This window comes from Fibrobacter sp. UWB1, assembly GCF_002210325.1.
Classification (GTDB): domain Bacteria; phylum Fibrobacterota; class Fibrobacteria; order Fibrobacterales; family Fibrobacteraceae; genus Fibrobacter.
Genome location: NZ_MWQL01000009.1, coordinates 87,272 through 108,376 on the forward strand (window position 1 = coordinate 87,272; position 21,105 = coordinate 108,376).

Annotated in this window: 21 protein-coding genes and 1 pseudogene; 14 read left to right on the forward strand and 8 right to left on the reverse strand. The window is 50.4% G+C overall.

Annotated elements, in window-relative coordinates:
* Positions 1 to 12: 12 nt before the first annotated feature.
* A complete protein-coding gene (locus B7988_RS08660) occupies positions 13 to 846 on the forward strand; it encodes a pyridoxamine kinase (protein WP_088657598.1) in 834 nt (277 codons plus the stop codon).
* 6 nt (positions 847 to 852) lie between these two features.
* Positions 853 to 1,284 (forward strand): acyl-CoA thioesterase, encoded by a 432-nt coding sequence (locus tag B7988_RS08665; RefSeq protein WP_088657599.1) that lies wholly within the window; start codon positions 853 to 855, stop codon positions 1,282 to 1,284.
* Between the two features lie 67 nt (positions 1,285 to 1,351).
* Here B7988_RS08665 and B7988_RS08670 read toward each other — a convergent pair whose 3' ends face one another.
* Entirely contained in the window at positions 1,352 to 2,785 is a 1,434-nt protein-coding gene (locus B7988_RS08670) for an aldehyde dehydrogenase family protein (protein ID WP_088657600.1), read from the reverse strand.
* A gap of 141 nt (positions 2,786 to 2,926) precedes the next feature.
* Between B7988_RS08670 and B7988_RS08675 the strand changes: the two genes are divergently transcribed.
* From B7988_RS08675 to B7988_RS08710, 8 genes are all read left to right on the forward strand, one after another.
* The gene (locus B7988_RS08675; protein WP_088657601.1) at positions 2,927 to 3,439 is read left to right on the forward strand and encodes a gamma carbonic anhydrase family protein; all 513 of its coding nucleotides are present in this window, start codon (positions 2,927 to 2,929) and stop codon (positions 3,437 to 3,439) included.
* Between the two features lie 65 nt (positions 3,440 to 3,504).
* Positions 3,505 to 4,467, forward strand: coding sequence for a diacylglycerol kinase family protein (locus B7988_RS08680; RefSeq protein ID WP_088657602.1), 963 nt, complete (start codon positions 3,505 to 3,507; stop codon positions 4,465 to 4,467).
* Complete coding sequence (locus B7988_RS08685) at positions 4,467 to 5,534, forward strand: UDP-3-O-(3-hydroxymyristoyl)glucosamine N-acyltransferase (protein WP_088657603.1); 1,068 nt, start codon at positions 4,467 to 4,469, stop codon at positions 5,532 to 5,534. The genes B7988_RS08680 and B7988_RS08685 overlap by 1 nt, the downstream gene beginning before the upstream one ends.
* A 189-nt stretch (positions 5,535 to 5,723) precedes the next feature.
* The gene (locus B7988_RS08690; protein WP_088657604.1) at positions 5,724 to 6,638 is read left to right on the forward strand and encodes a UDP-3-O-acyl-N-acetylglucosamine deacetylase; all 915 of its coding nucleotides are present in this window, start codon (positions 5,724 to 5,726) and stop codon (positions 6,636 to 6,638) included.
* Entirely contained in the window at positions 6,607 to 7,098 is a 492-nt protein-coding gene (locus tag B7988_RS08695) for a 3-hydroxyacyl-ACP dehydratase FabZ family protein (RefSeq protein ID WP_233144358.1), read from the forward strand. Before B7988_RS08690 ends, B7988_RS08695 begins: the two co-directional genes overlap by 32 nt.
* Before the next feature lie 334 nt (positions 7,099 to 7,432).
* Positions 7,433 to 7,768 (forward strand): four helix bundle protein, encoded by a 336-nt coding sequence (locus tag B7988_RS15460; protein WP_349291495.1) that lies wholly within the window; start codon positions 7,433 to 7,435, stop codon positions 7,766 to 7,768.
* 81 nt (positions 7,769 to 7,849) lie between these two features.
* On the forward strand, positions 7,850 to 7,996 hold the full coding sequence (locus tag B7988_RS15055) for a hypothetical protein (RefSeq protein WP_170930596.1): 147 nt from the start codon (positions 7,850 to 7,852) through the stop codon (positions 7,994 to 7,996).
* A gap of 92 nt (positions 7,997 to 8,088) precedes the next feature.
* Complete coding sequence (locus B7988_RS08710) at positions 8,089 to 9,258, forward strand: FISUMP domain-containing protein (RefSeq protein ID WP_141225613.1); 1,170 nt, start codon at positions 8,089 to 8,091, stop codon at positions 9,256 to 9,258.
* A gap of 651 nt (positions 9,259 to 9,909) precedes the next feature.
* Here B7988_RS08710 and B7988_RS08715 read toward each other — a convergent pair.
* Complete coding sequence (locus B7988_RS08715) at positions 9,910 to 10,503, reverse strand: L-threonylcarbamoyladenylate synthase (protein ID WP_073321890.1); 594 nt, start codon at positions 10,501 to 10,503, stop codon at positions 9,910 to 9,912.
* Positions 10,504 to 10,633: 130 nt separating this feature from the next.
* Here B7988_RS08715 and gatB point away from each other — a divergent pair, with 130 nt between their 5' ends.
* The 3 genes from gatB to B7988_RS08730 all read left to right on the forward strand — a co-directional run bounded on the left by gatB (position 10,634) and on the right by B7988_RS08730 (position 13,324).
* Complete coding sequence (gatB, locus tag B7988_RS08720) at positions 10,634 to 12,091, forward strand: Asp-tRNA(Asn)/Glu-tRNA(Gln) amidotransferase subunit GatB (RefSeq protein WP_088657608.1); 1,458 nt, start codon at positions 10,634 to 10,636, stop codon at positions 12,089 to 12,091.
* Positions 12,092 to 12,265: 174 nt separating this feature from the next.
* Complete coding sequence (locus B7988_RS08725) at positions 12,266 to 12,553, forward strand: hypothetical protein (RefSeq protein ID WP_249268925.1); 288 nt, start codon at positions 12,266 to 12,268, stop codon at positions 12,551 to 12,553.
* 36 nt (positions 12,554 to 12,589) lie between these two features.
* Positions 12,590 to 13,324, forward strand: coding sequence for an IMP cyclohydrolase (locus tag B7988_RS08730; RefSeq protein WP_088657609.1), 735 nt, complete (start codon positions 12,590 to 12,592; stop codon positions 13,322 to 13,324).
* A gap of 77 nt (positions 13,325 to 13,401) precedes the next feature.
* On the opposite strand, the gene B7988_RS08735 is transcribed toward B7988_RS08730, so the two are convergent.
* Positions 13,402 to 14,793 (reverse strand): GntR family transcriptional regulator, encoded by a 1,392-nt coding sequence (locus tag B7988_RS08735; protein WP_088657610.1) that lies wholly within the window; start codon positions 14,791 to 14,793, stop codon positions 13,402 to 13,404.
* A gap of 289 nt (positions 14,794 to 15,082) precedes the next feature.
* Complete coding sequence (locus B7988_RS08740) at positions 15,083 to 16,138, reverse strand: family 16 glycosylhydrolase (RefSeq protein WP_088657639.1); 1,056 nt, start codon at positions 16,136 to 16,138, stop codon at positions 15,083 to 15,085.
* 547 nt (positions 16,139 to 16,685) lie between these two features.
* Here B7988_RS08740 and B7988_RS14905 point away from each other — a divergent pair.
* Positions 16,686 to 16,841, forward strand: a pseudogene (locus B7988_RS14905) (transposase); the annotation flags it as partial.
* A gap of 496 nt (positions 16,842 to 17,337) precedes the next feature.
* Here the strand turns inward: B7988_RS14905 and ruvB are convergent.
* The 4 genes from ruvB to B7988_RS08760 all read right to left on the reverse strand — a co-directional run bounded on the left by ruvB (position 17,338) and on the right by B7988_RS08760 (position 21,103).
* Positions 17,338 to 18,381 carry a Holliday junction branch migration DNA helicase RuvB gene (ruvB, locus tag B7988_RS08745; protein ID WP_088657611.1) on the reverse strand — a complete coding sequence of 348 codons (1,044 nt, stop codon included), beginning with the start codon at positions 18,379 to 18,381 and terminating at the stop codon, positions 17,338 to 17,340.
* 44 nt (positions 18,382 to 18,425) lie between these two features.
* Entirely contained in the window at positions 18,426 to 19,034 is a 609-nt protein-coding gene (ruvA, locus tag B7988_RS08750; RefSeq protein ID WP_088657612.1) for a Holliday junction branch migration protein RuvA, read from the reverse strand.
* Between the two features lie 169 nt (positions 19,035 to 19,203).
* Complete coding sequence (locus tag B7988_RS08755) at positions 19,204 to 19,974, reverse strand: transporter (RefSeq protein ID WP_073321871.1); 771 nt, start codon at positions 19,972 to 19,974, stop codon at positions 19,204 to 19,206.
* A 175-nt stretch (positions 19,975 to 20,149) separates the two neighbouring features.
* A complete protein-coding gene (locus tag B7988_RS08760; RefSeq protein ID WP_088657613.1) occupies positions 20,150 to 21,103 on the reverse strand; it encodes a hypothetical protein in 954 nt (317 codons plus the stop codon).
* Positions 21,104 to 21,105 lie beyond the last annotated feature (2 nt).

Genomic DNA, 21,105 nt, shown 5'->3' on the forward strand with positions numbered 1-21,105 from the left:
TATATTTGGGGCATGTACAGGCGAGTCCTTACGATTCAAGATATTTCGTGCTTTGGACAGTGCTCCCTCACGGTGGCACTGCCGATTATTTCTGCGTGCGGTGTAGAGACGGCGGTGTTGCCGTCGGCGATTCTTTCGACCCATACGGGTGGCTTTACAGGCTGGACTTTCCAGGACTTGACTAAAGAAATGTTGCCGATTAGCGAACACTGGCGCGTGGCTGATATTCGCTTCGATGCGTTCTATACCGGTTATCTGGGTTCAATCGAGCAAATTAACATGGTCAAGCACATCATGGACACGAACGGTGTCGATGGTGCGATTCGGGTGGTCGACCCTGCCATGGCCGACAACGGGGCGCTTTACCCCGGCTTCAATATGGAATTTGTCGATGCCATGAGGGATTTGTGCGCCCATGCCGATGTTTTGCTCCCGAACATGACCGAAGCTTGCATGCTCACGGATACGGAGTACAGCGAAAATATTGACCGCGAAACGGTCGAACTACTTTGCAAAAAACTCTGCGAACTGGGCACCAAGTCGGTGGTGCTGACCGGTGTCGGATTCCGTCCGGATTATACGGGCGTCATGCTTTACGACGGCAAGGAATTCAATTACTACGAGCACAAGAAAATTACCAAGGGCTTTAACGGCACAGGCGACTGCTATGCCTCGGCTTTTGTAGGAGCCATGCTCCGCGGTCGTCCTATGGTCGATGCGGCCCGGATTGCGGCCGACTTTGTGCTGGAATGCATCGAAAAGACTTATGAAGACAAGTCTCACTGGTATGGAGTCAAGTTTGAACTTGCGCTCCCGAACTTGATCAAGAATTTAGCAGACGAGTAGGTATTTATGGCGATTGCGATGGAAGAAACGGTTGACCCGATGCAATTTACGCAGGTGTTCAAGGTGACGCCCGAAATGATTGACGACAATCATCATTTCAATAACGTATGGTCGGTGCAGTGGATTCAGGATATCGCCATTGCTCATTCGGAGCAGGTGGGCGGCACAGCCTTGATGCGTGAACTGGGTGCCGGCTGGATGATTCACGTGCAGCACGTGGAATACAAGAACCAGGCGTTCTTGGGTGACGAAATCCGTGGCACCACGTGGGTCGCCGCCTACGGTAAAGTGGCAAGCTTACGCAAGTGCCGCTTTGAACGCGTCTCTGACGGCAAGGTGATTTTCGAATCGGAAACCCAGTGGGTGCTTGTCGACATGAAACGCGGCCGCCCCATGGCTATCTCCGACGAAATGAAGAAACTTTACGTCGGACACTAGACCGTGCTTAATGTGAAATGTGGAATGAGGAATGTGAAATGATTCATCACTCATCACACATTACACATTATAATATTTTCTTGACCAAATTCTGAATTCTTGCACGCAGTTTTTTTTCGTTGTCTTTGTGGTACGGCGGGTAAAGGAATGTCATGGTGTCTAATGCGCCTTGTCGCATCACGTTGCGCTCGTGGCTGAACGTCTTGAATCCGTAAATTCCGTGGTAATTGCCGGTGCCACTCATGCCGACACCGCCAAAAGGAACCGACAGATTTTCAATTTGCAAAATGCAGTGGTTCACGCAAGTCGAGCCCGAGGTAGTACGGGCGATCACTTCGTTGATTTTCGCTTCGGACTTTCCGAAAATGTACAGCGCTAGCGGCTTCGGGCGGTTCTGCACGAATTGAATCGCCTCGTCGAGATTTTCGTAGGCAATTATCGGGAGAATCGGTCCGAAAATTTCGGATTCCATAATGCGCATGTCGGGGGTGACATCGGTCAGCACGGTCGCGGGCGTGTAGCGGTTTTCGATGTCTTCGGGGTTGAATTGCGCGCCCATGACGGCGCTTGCTCCGTTATCCAAGGCGTCTTTGACGAGCGCTTGGTGGCGCTCGACGGTGCGGCTTTCAACGATGTGTACAAAAATCTCGGAGTTCCGGCGGGCGTCTTCGGTTTCGCCGTACATTTTCTTTATGTTGTTTGCAACGGCTTCGGCGAGCGGCTGCATTAAACGTTGCGGGCAAAGCATGTAGTCGGGAGCGATGCAGGTTTGGCCTGCGTTCAGGCACTTGCCCCAGGCGATTTTCTTCGCGGCATCCTTGATGTTCACGTCATCTAGAACGATTGCCGGCGATTTTCCGCCGAGTTCAAGCGTCACGCTGGCATGAATTTTTGCCGCTTGTTCTGCCACATGGGCGCCCACGTTCGGGCTACCCGTAAAGAATACATGATCGAAGGGGAGGGCGAGCAACTGGTCGCCAATTTCGGCACCTGCGCCCTGCACAACGGCGACTTCGTTTTGCGGGAAAACGTCAGAAATCAGCGATTCAAGAAATGCCGCTACATGAGGCGTCTTGTGGCTCGGCTTTGCTATCACCACATTGCCGGCAGCGACGGCTGCGACGACCGGCGAAATAAAAAGCAAGAACGGGTAATTCCACGGTGCCATAATCAGCACGCGGCCCTTGGGCTCAAAATGGCTCACGCTTGAATTCAACGGGAACAGAAAACTAAAGCTACCGTCTTTATCTTCGACCCAGTTGGGCAAGTAGTTCACGGTGTGGTCGATTTCTTGCAGGGCAGGGTAGACTTCGGTAAGCCAGGCTTCGGTTTTCGGCTTGTGGAAATCGGTCCATACGGCATCATAAAATTCCTGCTGTCGGGCCACAATGACCTTGCGGAGTTTAACCAACTTGGCGATTCGTTCCTTCACGCTTGATTGTGCAATTTTCCAGCGGTTTTCACCCTGCGCATCAAATATGTTTTGTAAGAAATCTGACATGTGGAACAATATAATTTTTACTCGTACGTCTTAGGCCTAAAGTCGCTTAATTTATACCATTGTAGCGAGTCAAATGATTCTATCCATAAAAAACTGTCTACTTCCTACTGTCTACTGCCTACTTTTTTATAAATTGTAATTATGGCTAGTTTGATTGAATACAAAGGTAAAAAGCCCATTCTTGGCGAACGCGTGTTTATCGCGGAAGGTGCCAAAGTCATTGGCGATGTAGAAATTGGCGACGATTCGTCTGTTTTTTACAATACGGTTATCCGTGCAGACCTCGCCGAAATTCGCATTGGCAAGCGAACCAATATCCAGGATAATGTGACCGTGCATCTTTCGACAGGAGTCGGCGTGCATGTGGGCGACGACGTGACCGTGGGCCATAATGCCATTTTGCATGCTTGCGATGTAGACGACCACGTGTTGATTGGCATGGGTGCAATCCTCATGGACGGCGTACACATCAAGTCGAACAGCGTGGTGGCTGCCGGTGCCGTGGTGACGCAAAACAAGGAATTCCCGGAACGCAGCTTGATTGTGGGTGCTCCGGCCCATGTGGTGCGAGAACTGACCGAAGACGAAATCCGCAAATTCCATGAAAATGCGGAGCATTATTTGGTCATTAAAGAAGAGTTGAGAAACTCTTAACGCTTTTTTGCTACAAAAAACTTTGCTTTAGACTTGATCCTTTATATAATTATATTTTAGCTGTGATGTATAAGTTTGTCTTTCTCATTAATCCGATTAGTGGCGGCGGCCAGGGCAAGGTGATTCACCAGTATTTGCCCGAAATCATGTCTTCTTTGAATTATACGGAAGACCAATGGAAGGCCGAATTTACCAATATCGATGGGTTAGACAATCAGATCAGGGACGCTCTTGCCAATACCGAAAAACTGGTGGCCGTCGGTGGCGATGGCACCGTGTCTTCTGTCCTTTCGGTCATGGTCTCTTCGGAATACGCGAAGTCCGTGAAAATCGGCCTGATCCCGCTGGGTACTGGCAACGACCTTGCGCGCGTGCTGAACCTTTACAAGCCCTATGTAGACAAGGGACTCTTGTTCCTGGTGCGTCGCTTGCTGCAAGCCAAGGCGCGCCCCTTCGATATCTGGAAGGTGAACGGGAAACTTGCCTTTGCCAACTATTTTTCGGGCGGTATCGATGCCCGAATCGCTCACGATTTCAATCGAGCCCGCGCGAACGGCGAATTCAATTCGAATTCCGTGCTGGTGAACAAACTGCATTACGTGAAGAGTTTCTTTGCGGACCGCTCTTACCATCTTAAAAAGGGTAAGCTTTCGTTTGTAGATGCCGAGGGCCGCAGCTGGCAAAAAATTCTGGACGGCCACCGCACCGTGATTGTGGGCAATATCCCGAGCTTTGCAAGCGGCACGAATCCGTTCTACAAGTCCGATATGGCAGACGGCCTGCTCGAAATCGTATGCGTGCCTAACATGTTCAGGTTCTTGCTGGCTATTGCGGTCGGGAACTTGCCGGTAATCGGAAACCTAGTCAAAAAATATTTCATCAAGACTCGCAAGGCGAAATCGATTAAACTGGAATTTGCCGAAGACGAATTTTTGCAGCTCGATGGCGAAGACCTGAGCGGTAAACTTGGCGGCCATGTAGACATTGACTTTGCCTGCAAGGTGCAGATTATGGCGCTGGGGGAATAATGTTCTCCGTTCGCGCCTCAGACATTGTCGATTACCTGCAAAACATATGTCAAATTGAATGTTGCGTCTTGCGCGAGTCGCCAGAGGTTACTTTAACAGGCTTTGCTGCACTGACGCAGGCTCAAGAAAACGACGTGAGTTTCTGGGTGGGTCGCGTCGAGAGTGTGACGCATGCAAACGGTCCTTCGAACGATGATTTGAAAAAGACGGCTGCCGGCCTCTTGTTTGTGCCTTCTGCAGCGGTGCAATCGGGCGAGGTTTCGTTCGCCGAGATTTTTCCGAACGCAAAGAACATTGTCGCCGTCAAAGAACCTTACCATGCCATGGTCAAGTTCCTGGAACGTTTCGAGGGCAATGGCTTTAATGACAATATGGAATCGGGTGTGCATTTTGACCGCGACTACATGGGCGTGGGCTATGGCGAAACCGGCCCGTGGATTCACCCGACGGCAGTTGTGGAAGGCTTTGTCGACGAAGGTTGCTTTGTCGGGCCCGGCTGCGTGGTAATGCGCGGTGCAAGTATCGGGCGAGGCTGCCGTCTGGAATCGAACGTGACCATTTACCCGAATGTTATTGTGGGCGAGGGTTGCATTTTTCAGGCGGGTGTGGTCGTCGGTAGCCGCGGCTTCGGATTTTACGAGCACGAAGGCGAGCGCCGCATGGTGCCGCATTTTGCGGGCGTACGCATCGGGAACCGCTGTAGCTTTGGTGCGAATACGGTCGTGGCGGCGGGATTCATTTCGCCGACGACCATCGGCGACAATTGCCACTTGGATTCCATGGTGCAGATTGCGCACAACTGCGTTTTAGGCAACAACATTTACATGGCCTCGCAGACGGCGCTCGGCGGCACGACGATTCTCGAAGACGGCGTACAGTTCGCGGGCGGTGCCAAGGCCGCGGGGCACTTGACCGTGGGCAAGAATGCGATTGTGACCGCGAAAGCGGGCGTGACCAAGAGCGTGCCTGCGGGCAAGACCGTTGCTGGGTTCCCTGCGATTGACATCGAAATCTGGCGTCGTCAAATGGTCGAACTCCGCGTCATGGCGAAAAAAAAATTGAAGTAGACAGTGATTAGGGATGTGTAATGTGAAATGTGTGATGAGAGATTATTTATTTCACATTTCTCATTTGTCATTTCACATTGTTTGAGTGTCATCCTGGCCCTTCGACAAGCTCAGGGTAAACTCCGTCGAAGGATCTAGTAGGCTGAGACTCGAGGCTATTTGTTTTTATTTGCTATTTTGTAGCTCGTAATGAGTAATGAGTGTGAATTTAAATCCCCCAGCTTAAGCTTTGGTTCGACATCGGTTTCTGTCGAGCCGCTGGAAAAGGATCCGCAGAAGGTTCCTTTTGTGGCGTGGTATGTGGGCGAAAAGCTTTTTTATCGCAGCGACGCGTGTCATTGTTTTGAAGAACTTGAATTTTTTGCGAAGCGTACCGCCGGTTATAGGTTGAAGGACTCGGCGGGGAAGTCTTCGCTGCAGTTGCTTTCGCCGGAGCATTTGGCACCCGTGTTCCTGATGTGGCCGCACCGGCGCTTTAACGTGCGGCTCACTGATGCGACTAAGCCCGAAGTCCCGATGATGGACGGTTCTGCGATTCCGTTCTTCTGTGAAATGCGAAAATTCTGCGGAGCGCCCGAAGAGCTGGTCTTTTTCGATGCTCCTGTGCATGCCGAGTGGGACTTGGGTAGCGATGCTGCGGTCTACGGTCATGTCCGCATTACGCCGGCGGAAACTTTCGAAGTCGAATACGTGCTCGATCGCAATACCGCCCGCGACGGTTACGACCTTAAGTCGGCGGCGTCCGTCTCCATTTATTCGCCCGAGAACTTGTACCAAATTTTCATGGCGCGCACCTTCATTCACCAGGTGGAACTGGAACGCGCCCGTGCGGCAGGGCTCCTCGCCGGAGTCGATGAATCTTGCGGACTCCTGCTCGCAGCGGGGGATTGCGCGGCTCAAAACAGCGCCTGTTCGCCCAAATTCCGCATCGCAAACGAACCTGCGATGCATAAAATACTAGATTTGATTGGAGACCTGAGTTTTATCTGTCCGGCCCTTCCGAGGGTCAGAATCGAAATCACCAACGGTGGGCACGTGTCCCACCGGCAAATAATGGAGAAAATCATTCCTTATGTCAATGCTGGAATCTTTACCCAAGTCTAACGTCGATGGAATCCTCTACGATGCCGAAGTCGTCCACAGCGTGCTTCCGCAGAAGGCCCCGTTTGCCTTTGTCGATGAAATCCTCTCCCTCGATGCTGAAAACATGGAAATCGTTGCCAAGTGGCACTTGACCGGCGAAGAAGGATTCCTCAAGGGACATTTCCCAGGCAATCCGGTGCTCCCCGGCGTGATTCAGATTGAATCCATGGCCCAGGCTGCCACGCTCCTCACCATGATCGGTCGCGAAGCCGAAACCACAGGCAAGCGCCCGGCATTCATGGGGGTCGAAAACTGCCGTTTCCGCGCTCCGGTGATCCCGAAGGCCGAAATCGTTCTGAAGGCCAAGCTCATCATGGCCCGCCACGGCATTTACAAGTACAGCGGCGAACTCCTGACCGTTGACGCCGAAGGCAAGGAAACCCTCTGCACCAAGGCCGACTTCAGCGCCGCCATGGTGTAATTATTTAATGCCCTCTCTGTCTTCCCGGCGTAAGCCGGGCGGACAGCACTTAGCACTTTTAGTGCTTAGTGCGCATGGCCACCAAGGTGGGATCTCCTTTGATGCCTGCTAAGGAAGACTTGATGGCCACACGGATGGGGAATCACTAACGTGATTCCTTTTTTTTGTTTGCTTTGTAAAAAGAAATAAATTTTTCGAGAAAACTGCGTTGAGTGCCCTAAAAAAGCGTGTATATATAAAGATAGGGGCCGTTCTCTATTCGCGAAAACCGACGCGTTCCGGCTTTTTGACAATGTGAAATGTGAGGTGTGAATTGTGTAATGAAAAATTAAACGTGCAATCGTTAAGCAAATCATTTGCTTTGCGGATAATAAGTTTATATCGTCATTTGGTGTCAAACAAAAGGGAATTCATTCTTAGCAAGCAAATACTTCGTAGTGGGACAAGCATTGGGGCGAATGTAAAGGAGGCTCAGTTCGCACAAAGCAAGGCTGATTTTATCGCCAAAATGTATATTGCTTTGAAGGAGGCTGCAGAGACGGAGTATTGGCTTGAACTACTCCATGAAGCTCAATATTTAGAACCAGTGGAATATGAAAGTATCGTTACATCTTGCCGAACAATTGTCCGAATGCTAAACGCAATAACCAAAACCTCCCGAAATAGATAATTCATTCCACATCTCACATTCCACACTACACATTTTTATATTTTGTGGTACCAAACCGACAGCAATACGAGGATACGCTACATGACATGGCAAGAAGAAATCGACGACATGAAAGACCTTGCTGAAAAAGAAAGGGCTCGTGCTGAAAAGGAAAAGGCCCGCGCCGATGAAGCTGAAGCTCGTGCCAACAAGTACGAGAAAATGCTTCGCGAACTCGGCAAACTGTAGTTATTTCTTAAAAGCACTCGTTGCTTGCCGACAGCCCTAAAGTTCCCTGTTTGGGGAACTTTTTACTATTTTTAGGTTCCAGGAGGTCTTCTGTGAAATATTTTGCTGCGTTGTTGCTTTCTGCTGTTTTGTTCGTCGCCTGCGGCGACGACGACAGCAGCAGCTTCGTTGAGCCGGAGAAGGAATCTTCCGACAGCGGCGCTACCCTGAGTGGCGATAGCCACGAAGGATCCAGCCCCTCGTCCTGCAGCAGCAAAGATGACAAGTCTAGCAGTAGCGTTTCGTCTTCGTCTACGAACAGCTCTTCTTCCGCAAAATCAAGCTCGTCCACGGATGCCAAGAGCAGTTCTTCTGTAACATCGAGCAGCTCGGGGGCAAGTTCTTCTTCGATGAAGGCCTGTACCGAAGAGGGGCACATGATTCAAAGGACGAATTCGAAGACGAATGAGAGAGACTGGTACGTATGCCAGGATGGTTTTTATGTTCCATATATTGAGTCCAGCTCCTCGTCCGTGCCTACCAGCAGCTATTTTGATATGGACAGCCTTTACAACAGCACAAAGTCCTATGGAGAGTTCAAGGACCCGCGTGACGGGCAAACGTACAAGACAATCGTTGTTGCTCCAGGATGGGTTAGTCTGCAGGAATTTGAGGTTTTTGCGCAGAACCTGAATTATGGAACGCAGGTCAAGTTGGGATTTTTGGAATTTGACGACTCCCGCGTTGAAAAGTTCTGTTACGATGACGATCCGTGGTATTGTGACAACGGGTTCGGTGGGCTGTACAGCTGGAGTGAGGCGATGGGCCTCCCGAAGGCCTGCGACAGCGTATGGACGGGAACGACCCCTGCTTGCCCGGATTCCTTGTACCCAGGTGTTGCGTATGATGCGGAATGGGATGACTTGATTCATCAAGGCGTGTGCCCCGATGGATGGCACGTGATGAATCGTACGGAGTATTTTTCCCTGAGGGGAGAATTTGATAGCGGATACCGATTGCTTTCCAAGATTTGTGAAGGGAGTAATTACCATGGTTTCTCAGCCCTTTATGGTGGTGGGGCTTTTTACGAGGAAGATAGTTTTCATTATGATTTCATTATGAATGCCAAACTCCATAGGGGACTTTTCTGGGTTCCCCATGATAAACAGCCGCTTTTGGGTGGTGCAGTAATTTTAGCAGATGGCTATGTTGAACATGGAATGACGACTGGAGCGTACCCCAAATATGACGGTCTGTCCGTCCGCTGCGTAAAGAACTACTAGTTCTTTAATCTTTACAAAAAGTTTAACAAAAACAGGGTTTTTGAAAGAAACCCATAGAAGAAAAGCGGAGGCGAGTGCCTGGCCGCTAAGCGAACATTCCGGAACGGCCATGTGAGCCGAAAAGCCCCATGCGTTAAGCTGGGGCTGTGGCGAGAGTGAGGCGAAATCGACTATTCTTTTTTGCGATAGAGCCGAACGGTCTTGATGGCGTGCGGTGCAGGCAGAGACGGAGCGTTCCTTTTTCATGCATCAAAGGAGATCCCGCACCGAGTGCGGGAAGACATCTAGAGTGGCATGCCCAAAGGCGGAGGAAAGTAAATCGGCGAGCGAACATTAGAGGCCGAAGGCCGAATCCATGTGAGCTTAAAGCCCCATGCGTTAAGCTGGGGCTGTGGCGAGAGTGAGACGAGAGTCGAACGGTCGTGTAAGAGCGAGGCGAGCTTATACTCATAGAGCATAACTCAACTAAGGCAACAAGTTGCCAAGTTTCGTTTACTTTCTGGAGCCGTGGGCGCTACAATCGGGGCGTTGCGGGGTGTCCCCGCTAGAGAGGGTGGAGAGCAACGAAGTGCGAACCAGGGAGAAACTTCTCCCTATTCATGCATCAAAGGAGGTGCCGGGTCAAGCCAGGCAAGACAGCAGGCCGGAGCGTTACGGGTCTAGCAACTCGCCACGAATCACTTCGACTTGATCCCCGATCAAACTGATAATGTTGGTCGGGTTTATTTCTATGGGGCCGCAGTCGACCATCATGTCGACGGAATGCTCGAAGGTCTTCCAGATATCGTCGGGCTCGTACATGTCTTCTTCGGTGAGCTTGGCGGCAGTGCTCAGGATCGGCTTGTCGAAATGCTGGAAAAGTTCCTTGAAGAACGGGTGCGTCGGCATCCTCACGCCGATTTCGGGGCGCTTGACGTCCAGGCGGCGGGCGATGTGCGGGTCGGCGGGCAAAATAAAGGTGTACGGCCCAGGCACGCGCGGCTTCATGATGTTGAATGCAAAGTTGTCTACACGGGCGTAATCGGTGGCCTTACGGATGTCCGGAATAATAAGCGCCATGAAGAACTTCTTCATCGGCTTCTTGAGGGCATAAAGCTTGTGGATTGCCTTGGGCGATTCGGCGTTGCAGCCAATCGCGTAACCAGATTCAGTGGGGTAGAGGACCAAGCCGTCGTCTTCGAGGGCGGCAGCGGCAAGCTTCACGATTCTCGCTTGCGGATTTACAGGGTGAACTTCAAAACGCATATTAAAAATTTAGAATAATAGTTCTTTTTTTACAAGATTGTTATTATCCTAACCACAAACCACTGTTTACTGCCTACTTCCTACTTCCTACTTTTTCTATCTTTTCAGCGTAAAAATTATCGGAGATATCATGTCCAACTATTGTCCTGTTATCGGTCTTGAAATCCATTGCCAGCTCGCAACTAAAACCAAGATGTTCTGCGGCTGCGAAATTGAAGTGAATACGACCCCGAACAAGCACGTTTGCCCTGTTTGTCTCGGTATGCCGGGTGCCATGCCTGTGCCGAACAAGAAGGCTGTGGAGTACGCGATTCGCCTGGGCCTCGCCCTGAACTGCGAAATCGACCTGAACGCGATGTGGACCCGCAAGAACTATTTCTATCCGGACCTGCCGAAGGGCTACCAGATTACCCAGACGGGCGGACTTCCGGTGTACGACCACCCGATCTGCAAGAACGGCTGGCTCGAAATCGTCAAGGAAGACGGCACCAAGAAGCGCGTGGGCATTACCCGTATCCACATGGAAGAAGACGCCGGTAAGCTCATCCACGACATGAGCCCGACCGAATCCCACTTCGACGCGAACCGCTGCGGCACTCCGCTCTGCGAAATCGTGACCGAACCGGATATCCGTAGCCCCGAAGAGGCTGTGCTGGTTCTCAAGAAGATCAAGCAGACGCTGGAATACACCCGCGTGTCCAACGCCAACATGGAAAACGGCAACATGCGCTGTGACGGCAACATTTCTCTCCGCAAGAGCGAAGATGCTCCGTTTGGTATCCGCGCCGAAATCAAGAACCTGAACAGCTTTACGAATCTCGAGAAGGCCCTGTACTGCGAAATGAACCTGCAGGCCTCGACCCTCGATGCTGGCAAGGAAGTGGAACAGTGCACCAAGCGTTACGACCCCAATGCGGACAAGACTATCGTCATCCGCTCTAAGGAAGACGCCCACGACTACAAGTACTTCCCGGAACCGGACATGGTCCGCCTCGTGACCGACCCTGCCTTCGTGGAAGAAATCCGCCGCACGCTTCCGGAACTGCCGGATGCCCGCCGCAAGCGCTTCATGGACGACTTCGGCGTTTCCGAATACGACGCCATGGTGCTCACCGAAGACCGCGACGTGAGCGAATGGTATGATACCGCCGCGAAGAACTGCAAGAACGGCAAGATGCTCGCCAACTGGGTGATTACCGAACTTCTGGCCAAGGTGAAGGAACTGGAAGGTGGCCTCAGCGCCCTCAAGATCAAGCCCGAAGACCTCTGCAAGCTCGTGAACCTCATTGCCGACAACACCATCAACGGAAAGATTGCAAAGACGGTCTTTGCCGAGATGTTCGAGACCGGCAAGGATCCCGAAGCCATCGTGAAGGAAAAGGGCCTCGTGCAGGTGACCGACACCGGTGCCATCGAAGAAGTGGTCCGCGCCGTCTGTGCCGAAAATGCCGCCCAGTTCGCCGAATTCAAGGCAGGCAAGGTTGCACTCAAGGGCTTCCTCGTGGGCATGACCATGCGCAAGTCCGGTGGTAAGGCTAACCCGGGCCTCGTGAACCAGATCCTCGACAAGCTCGCGAAGGAAGGGTAGGGGTTCTGGGCTGTGGGGTCGCTCGTTTCACTCGCTTTGGGATATGAGGTAAAGATGTCAAATGGTTCATCTACTTTTCCTCATACCTCAAAGGCGCAATGCGCCGACCTCATACCTCAGAGGCGCAAGGCGCCGACCCCATACCTCATACCTCGTACCCTTTGCATTTTTCTTTTGCTTTTTGCCCTTGCGATTCCTGCGGTTGCCGCGGACAAGCTCGACAAGTACGACAGCGCTTATGTGAGTACGCTGAACATGACCGACGAAGAAATTGCGGAAACTTACGGCATCGATTCGACCAAGCTGAATCAGGGCCCGACCCTCCAGGAACTCAACGAAGAAAATCCGAGCTACGTCAAGCGCGAATACAACCACCGCCAGCAGGTTATCGTTGGCAGCGTGGTGATGCTTTGCGTCGCCGTCGCCATGGTCTTAATGAACAATTACAACCCGAAACGATAAAATTTCCCAACCACCAACCACTATTTACTAATCACTATGTCCTACACAGACGAAGCAAAACAGAATTTCAAGGCCCTCTCCAATAACCCGTATCCTGGTCGTGGCATTGTGCTCGGCGAAAGCGCCGATGGCAAGTCCTACGTGCAGGTCTACTGGATCATGGGCCGTAGCGTCAACAGCCGCAATCGCGTGTTCGAAATTGAACCCAAGACCGGCTTCATGAAGACGAAGGCCTTTGACGAATCCAAGCTCACCGACCCGCACCTGATTATCTACTACCCGGCACGCCACACTGCCGACGTCCAGATTATCACGAACGGCGACCAGACTGACACGATTTACGACGCCATCAAGCTCGGCGGCACCTTCGAAAGCGCTCTCCGCACGCGCCAGTACGAAGATGATGCCCCGAACTTCACGCCGCGCATCTCGGGCATCCACTACAAGAACGCAAGCCCCGCCGTGTACAAGCTCTCGATTCTCAAGAGCCGTAACAACAGCGAAGAAGCCGGTTGCGAACGCATGACGTTTGAATACGAGAAGGCTCTGCCGGGTCTCGGCCATTTTATCAGCACCTACGAAACCGACGGCAGCCCGATTCCGTCTTTCAACGGTTTCCCGAAGCTGATGCCGATTTTTGACAACGCCGAAGACACGCTCAAAAAATACTGGGCCGCCCTCGACAAGGACAACAAGGTGTCGCTCATGGTCAAGTGGATCGACAAGAAGACCTTCAAGGCAAAGACGCTTATCGTGAATAAGAATAAGTAAAGTAGCAAGGCGAAAATCGCGAACAAGGCTACAGTAGACTGTCAACCACTTACTGTCTACTTCCTACTATTTACTATTTACTTCTCCACCACGTTCCCGAGGATGTGGTGGATTTTTTTGATGCCGTCGAATGCCGAGGGGCTGCTGATGTAGTAGAAGATTTGCTCCACGAGCGCGTCGGTATTGAAGTCGTAAGACGGAATGCGCAGCAAATAGCTTTCCATGGAGTTGTCGAAGGCGATGTAGGTCGGGCCAATGTTTGGTTGCGGGATTTCCATGTTGTTTTCTTCGGCCATTTCCATGAAGATTCCCGCGACTTCGTCGTTTACGCAAATCCAGGGCATGTTGTTGCCGTTTGCCGCCTGGAATTCAAGGGCGCGCTCGGCGAGCGTCTTGAGTTTTTCCTTTTCTAGGCTGCGGGCCATGATTTCTACGGAGAGCTTTTCGACTTTCTTGCGGGCAATCTGCTTGTAATCCCAGGGGCTTGCGAATTCGGCGTCCACGTAGGGGTGCACCACGAGCCCCGATTCTTCGAGGCCGGTCAAGCGGTCCTTGGACCAGGAACTGTTGTGGTACGGAGAAAAATACCCGACTTCGGTGACTCCGAGGCCCAGCAGGTAGCGGCCGATTTCTTTGCCGGGGTTCTTGCCGAAGGTGGAGTTGAAGAATATCCAGTTGTCCTTGCGCAAAAAGCTCTTGGGCACGGCATCGATGGGGTGTTCCCACCATACGGCCACGGGGAACTTGGCGTCGGCGAAAAACGTCAGGAGCGGCCTGAAGTTTTGCACCAGGAGCGTCGAAAGTACTGCTCCCACAGCGTTCGGATGTTCCGAAAGTTTGCAGGGTTTGCCGCTGCGGTCAATGAGCTTTCCCGTGGCGTCATTGATGCCGAACAGGGTGAGTTTGTAATGATTCTTGCCGGCTGTCTTGTAAACGAGGCGCAAAAAATCCAATTCGCGTTCGCTTTCGGCGCTGAATCCGCCCCAGCTATTGCAACGCGTTACGAAGATGAGTTCGCTGAGGGGAGCCTCGTCTCTTTGCTGCTGCTTGCGGTAAAAGACATACTGGCGGCCTTCCTTTTTCAGGATTCCGCGTGCGACCTTTTCTTCCAGAAACTTGCGGAGCGTGCCCTGCGAAACATTGTAGCGGGCAGAAAGTTCTTTTGAAAGCGGTAGCGGCTGCGAAGGTTTCAGGTAGCCTTGCGCAAAGTCGCGTTCGAAGGCTTTTGCAAGCTTTTCAGAGACAGTCTCGTGAACGTAGGGAACCCTGTTTTTGAGCGGGCTGGTCCCCCAAAAACAACCCTTACCCTGGATTTTGCAAATTTTCCCGGCGGATTCCAATTCAGAAAGCGCCGCCTGAACAGTGCCAGACGATGCTCCGAAACTTTTGATCATCGAACGCACCGACGGAAGCCTGTCGCCTTCGGCGAGGTTCATGTCAAGCAAAGCCTTAATAATCCGCTGTTTCATAGCCGAAAATATAATAAAGAGCCGAGCGGTCTGTGTGAGCCACAAGCGGCTCGGCGTAAGCGAGCCGTGTTGGCGAGAGCGAGGCGACGTCACATTTTGATGTATGCAATAGAGCCGAGCAGTCTGTGTGAGCCACAAAACCCCAAGCGTTAAGCTGGGGCGGTGGCGAGAGCGAGGCGATATCACATTTTGATGTACGCAATAGAGCCGAGCGGTCTATAAACAAATAACCTGCGCAGGGGAGGTTCCTGCGCAGGTCGGGGTTGTTTGGGGGTTGGATGAATGGTTTCTAGAAATTGAAGTCAACCTGATAGTTGGCCTTGTTGTTCGGGTTCACGCGAGCGCCCTTGGCGTTGACCGTTCCGCGGATTTCCTTGTTCTGGAGCTTGGCGCGCTTCTGGAGAATGCCGGTTTCCTGTTCGCTGCTGGAACTGGGCGGAGTGAACTGGCTGCTGGAACTTGGCGTAACGCTAGAAGAAGAGGCCACGCTCGAGGAACTTGGGGTAACGCTGCTCGAAGACTGGGGATTTTGGCCCTGACCGTTGAATTCTGCATCGCCTGCAGCATCCTGGGGAACCTGGCCGTTGAAGTTTTCCTGACCCTTGCGGGTGAGGGCCAAAATCAGCATGCCGTTCCTGGAATAGATGTTCTTGTCGGTGAGATCTACGCGGTTGCCTTCGAAGGTCCAATCGCCCTTGCCCCAACGGGAGCCGTCAAAATTCTCGAAATTGTCGGACCAGTCAAGCGTAAAGTCGCTGCCGTTCGGGCCTTGGCCCGGAGTGTACTTGTAAGCCTTGACCCAGTTGATGAACTGGAAAAGCGGAAGCTTGGATTCGTCAAACTGGCCGACCCAAGCAGCACTTTCGGAAGACCAGAGGTTAAAGCGCAAGCCCTGCGTTCCCTTGAGGTCGTTTACCTGGCCGCCTTCGGTCTTGCGGACTTCGACTCCATCGACAGTCCAACGGACGTAATTAGGAGTCCATTCGAGGCCGTAGGTATGGAACGCCTGGTCTGCAGCCGGATTTACAGCATGATGCTTTTCGCTTGTTTTCTGTGCACCGGCCTTGCCGGTAATGATGTTAGATTGGAAACTGCCCGGGTTTTTACCCAAAACTTCGATATCAACTTCCACCCAGGGGCGTCCGTCTGCAATTTCAGAACCGTTCTGGTAGAGGAACATGGAGCTGACAGTACCGGAGGCTGCAGCCATCTTCATACGGGCTTCAAACTTACCATATTCAACTTCTTTCAGAGTGTAGAGTTCTGCGCCAGAATATGCTTTGTTTTGTGCCATGGTTGCTACCGCCGCGATTGCGAGAACGGAAAGAGTCGTTTTAAGATGCATCATGCCTCCAATTAACACATCCTCATCACCAATAATGAATTTATAAAGAAAATGCAGACGTTACAACGCCCGCAAGTGTTAAAATAAAACAAGTGTATCGATAGAATTGTGCCGAAATAGGAAAAAACAGTCTTCACCACGATAAATGTCTTTCGCTTTATTTGCTTCGCTCTCTACTCAGAAAAAAAAAGACGGTAAAACAGCCGGAGCTTAAGTGTCTGACTATTTCCCTTGATTTCTATAAGTTATTTAAATCAAGTCTATCATTTATTACGAGGCTGTCTATCTCATGGTTAATTTGTAGCTGAGGCATTTTGTTTTGTTTGTTGTCAGAATTGCTAGGGGGAAGAGGCATTTTTGTATTTTGATATGTCTGATAATCCCTTCCTTCTTGCACTAATCTAGTTCGATTAGCCGCATTTCCGATTCCATTAGATGCATTGCATCCGCGTGGATCCTGACATGCGCAACTAACAAGAAAAAAGACTATAAAGCAAATGAAGTAATTCATGTTATAATTCTACTACTATACCAAAGCCGAATGGGAATCAAGAAGAGGACAAAAGTCGTAGGCGTCTTCCCGAATCCAGAATCGTGCGAGAGGCTCATCGGCTCGCTACTGATGGAACAACACGAGGAATGGATGGAAGAAAAAGCTTACTTAACCGAGAAGGAAATGGAAAAATCTGCTTTTTGTGCATGAATTTACAGAAAAAGACTTGCCTAATCTTAACACTAGGATCGTTCGTGAATTCTTTTAGGTCTTCTAACTTATTTATTGGAGTCATTGTGACTCCATTATCTGTTGATGAGTTTACAGATACTTGAATTCCTCCTTGGAATGGAAATGAAAGTTTGCATCTACAATACTTTTTTTTTCATTTTAATCTCCTTCTAGTATATGGTTTGATAAATATACTACATTTGCAAATTATAAATTGGTACAAATGTTCATTTCTATGTTTTTTTTACAATAAATTACATAAAACATGTTGTTTGTAAGTAAATGCATTTTATTTAAGGAATGAAAAAATCGATTTACATAAAAAATACATTAATAGGTCGATTATGACGCTATTGATTCGTTGCATAACTATTCTGCAGAAAAACATATCGACTTGGGAGCACGTCCATAACTGCTATGTGGACAAAAGTTCCCATACAATGGTTTGTTTATGAAGTTTTTAGGTACTCAAAAATTACAAATTCAGCGATTCTTGCGCACTGGATTCGGCTAGTGCTTTCGGAATGCTGCGGTGAAGCATCTCGTAGGCGGTGCGCGTGGCGGTACGGCCACGCGGCGTTCGCGCGAGGAGCCCCTTGCGAATCAAATACGGCTCGTAGACTTCTTCGAGGGTGTCTGGCTCCTCGCCGAGCGCAGCCCCGATGGTGCCCAGCCCCACGGGGCCACCGCCGAATTTGTCGATAATCATCGAAAGAATTTTTCTGTCCATGTGATCGAGGCCTTCGCCGTCGATACCGAGCATTTCAAGAGTCTTGCTCGCCGACATCAAGTCGATAACGCCTGTACCGCGGACCTGCGCCACATCTCGGCAACGCCTTAATACGCGGTTTGCAATTCGGGGCGTTCCACGGCAGCGTCCGCTCAAAAGTCTGGCGGCATCTTCTTCGAGCCCCACGTTCAAAATCTTCGCGCTGCGCATCAGAATACTCTTGATGTCATCTTCATCGTAGAGTTCCAGGCGGTACTGCAAACCGAATCGGTCGCGTAGCGGGCTAGTCAAGAGTCCGCTGCGGGTTGTCGCCCCCACCAGCGTAAAATGCTTCAGCGGCAAGTTCACGCTGCGAGCCGCCGGCCCGGAATCCAGCATAATATCGAGCCTAAAGTCTTCCATAGCGGGGTAGAGGTATTCTTCCACCACGCGGTTCAGACGGTGAATTTCATCGATAAACAAGATGTCATTCTCTTGCAGGCTCGTCAAAAGCCCTGCCAGGTCGCTCGCCTTTTCAAGCACCGGACCGCTTGTAATATGGATATTCACGCCCATTTCTTTAGCGATAATTCCGGCCAAAGTCGTCTTGCCAAGTCCCGGAGGCCCGCTGAAAAGACAATGGTCTAGCGAATCGCCACGGTGTCTCGCAGCTTCAATAGCAATCGAAAGGCTCTCTTTAATGTTCTTCTGGCCGGTAAATTCGTCAAGGCTAGGCGGACGCAGAGTGCGTTCGATATCGCTTTCGTCGCCCGTCCGGCGTTCCGGAGAAATAATACGCTGGTCGTCCATTCTCATCCTCTGTGGATTGCTTCGCTACGCTCGCAATGACGTTTTTAAAGATACTTCAAAGCCTCTGGGATAAGCGTTGCGGCATCCGCAGAATCACCCAAGATTTCTGCAGCCTTCATCACGGCCTTTTCTGCTGCCGGATCCTTCACGCCTAGCGTATGCAAGGCAAGAACCGCTTCCATCTTCGGGCCAGTGAGTGCGCCCATACCTGTAATGCCAGAGCCTTCGACATCGCCCAAGGCCTGCAGCATGGCTCCTGCTTTTTCTTTGAGCGAAAGCACCATCTGTTCGCAAGTCTTTTTGCCAAGCCCCTTGATCTTGCCGAGGGCGCTCTTGTTGTCGCTGGCGATCATGTTCAAGAGGTCAGCGGGGGAGCTGCCGCTCAAAATGCGTTGGGCAAGTTTCGGGCCCACGCCGTTCACTTCGAGCAACATGATAAAGGTATCTTTCTCGGTCTTGTCGGCAAAACCGAACAGCGTCATGGAATCTTCGCGCACTACCAGGTTCGTGTAGAGCGTAACCTCACTTTCCACCTCGGGCAATTTGCCTGCAGTGTAGGCCGAAATATTTACACCGTAGCCCACGCCGTTCACGTCCACAACCACGAAAGTGGGGGACTTTTCAACCAAAATTCCGCGAATTCGTTCAATCATGCCCGTACCATAGCAATAAACATCTGTTCACTGCACAAATATATACTATTTATGGATTCGTGTCAAGCAATTCTTCACTTTTTTTCAAAAATCGTTGTTTTTTAACGAAAGAAAAGACCTTCGCTCGACCGGTCCTAAATTAGCTATTAGAAGTTTTTCAATTTGTCTATTAGAAATTAAACAAGAGGGCCAAGCTAGCGGTTGTTATCACGCTGGGCTTATCGTCCGCATTAACCCAATTGCCAAAAGAAGCCGAGACATCAAGTGAAATACGATGGTTGATATCGTATGTCCCACCAAAATACGGCTCAATATATACTTCGCCACCACCATGAGATACCAGGAAATCGTAATGCTTGAATGCACCAATGCCTACGGCAAGGTTTGTCCCGATGTATGGGGTAAATTGCGGCGAAAGTCTAAAATCAAGTTCAGCTGCGCCAAATACCGATACGGGCGCTTCGTGGTCATCGCCTTTAGTTTCGAAATTGATCCCGAGTTCGGAACCGAAATTGAGCATCTGGCTGAATTCTACGGAATATTGCGCGCCAACGTTGAATCCCCACGCTCCTTTTTCGTTATAGGAATCATCGCCCACGGGAATAAACACGTCTGTAAAAGCGTTCATAGAAGACAAGAACTGGTAACGTGCCGACAATCCGATGTTTCCGAGGCCGTCCATATCTTGTTCGTTTCCGTTGTCTTGGGTCATGATACGGTACGGTACACCGAGTGCAAGCTCTAGCTTCGGAATAACGGTGTATCGGGCACTGGCAGCTGTTTCCAATATGCCGAAATCATGGCGGGTATATTCGTATGTTTGTAATCCGGCGTCAATCTTGGCTTGACCTTTATGATTACCAAGAACGGGGAATAGATCCCATGAAGCAAAAGCTGTACTTGCCACGAGAGCGCTTGCAAGAAAGATTTTCCTAATCATATTTCCAAACTATAAAAAAACACCCGGCAAAGGGTGTTATTTTTTTTAAACAGGATTTTGGACTAGGGGCTCTAATGATTAAAAAGGTGTAAAGAGTACGCCGATTCTATAAGCTAGACACATGATATCTGTAACGCCGACAAACAGTTCGTTGTTATAGACGTATCTTTTACGTTTAGAACGGTGTGAATACTAACCCGACGTGGATGCCTAAAAGACTGATGTCCGAAACACCGACAAACAGTTCATCATCGTAAATTTCGCTCCACTGAGCTTCAATATGAGTCATTAATGTGAAATACTTATTGATGATGAATGACCCTCCGATGAGAAGCGCTGCATCGACAGCAGGTCTTAAGTTATGGTCAACAAAATCAACGGATTTGTATTTATCTTGAATCGGAATGGATATTTTGGAACCGACTTCAAACATCGCCGGGGTAGTTCGTCCCTTTAGCGCAAACAGCAGGGGGAAACTCACGCGCATTTGGGAGATATTTCCATGTTCCGGCTCACGTTTTTTTTCTTCAAACCAAGGACTTTCGTCGGAATCGTTTGTTTTCAGGAAAAAGTCTTCGTTATGAATGAGATTTGTGTATTCAAAGAGGGCTCCGGCTTTAATGGCGACGGTAGCTTCGTTCAAGGGAATTGTAGCAATTAAACCCACGTTGACAGGATAACCATGGAATAATGTAACCGGTTCAATTTCCTTGCTTGTTCTATCACGATCGTAATAGGCGTATCGGTCACTGCCGAATAGCTCTTTTGCACCAATAGAGGCCAATAGGCCGACTTCAAAACGGAAGGGAATCGTAGGCTTTTTATCTTCTTCGATTTGTCTTTCAACTTTTTTGACGCTATCCTTGTACGCCTTGGTTTCCGTTTTCTGGATTCGGATAATGCGGTAACCTTCTGGCGTACGTTCAGGTAATGCTTCGTCAGCGGGGGATAGCTCCGATGCGGTTTCTAGAGTAGCGGTTTGTGCCAAGGCTGAATCTTCAGTAGCCGAGGAATCTGTAGATACGGCCTCTTCGGTAGAAGAATCTTCAAGCTGCGGCTGTTCGGAATTTTCTTGTGCGAATACGAATGTGGTTGCAAAAAGGAGAACGCCAAGTGTAATGTGTTTCATAT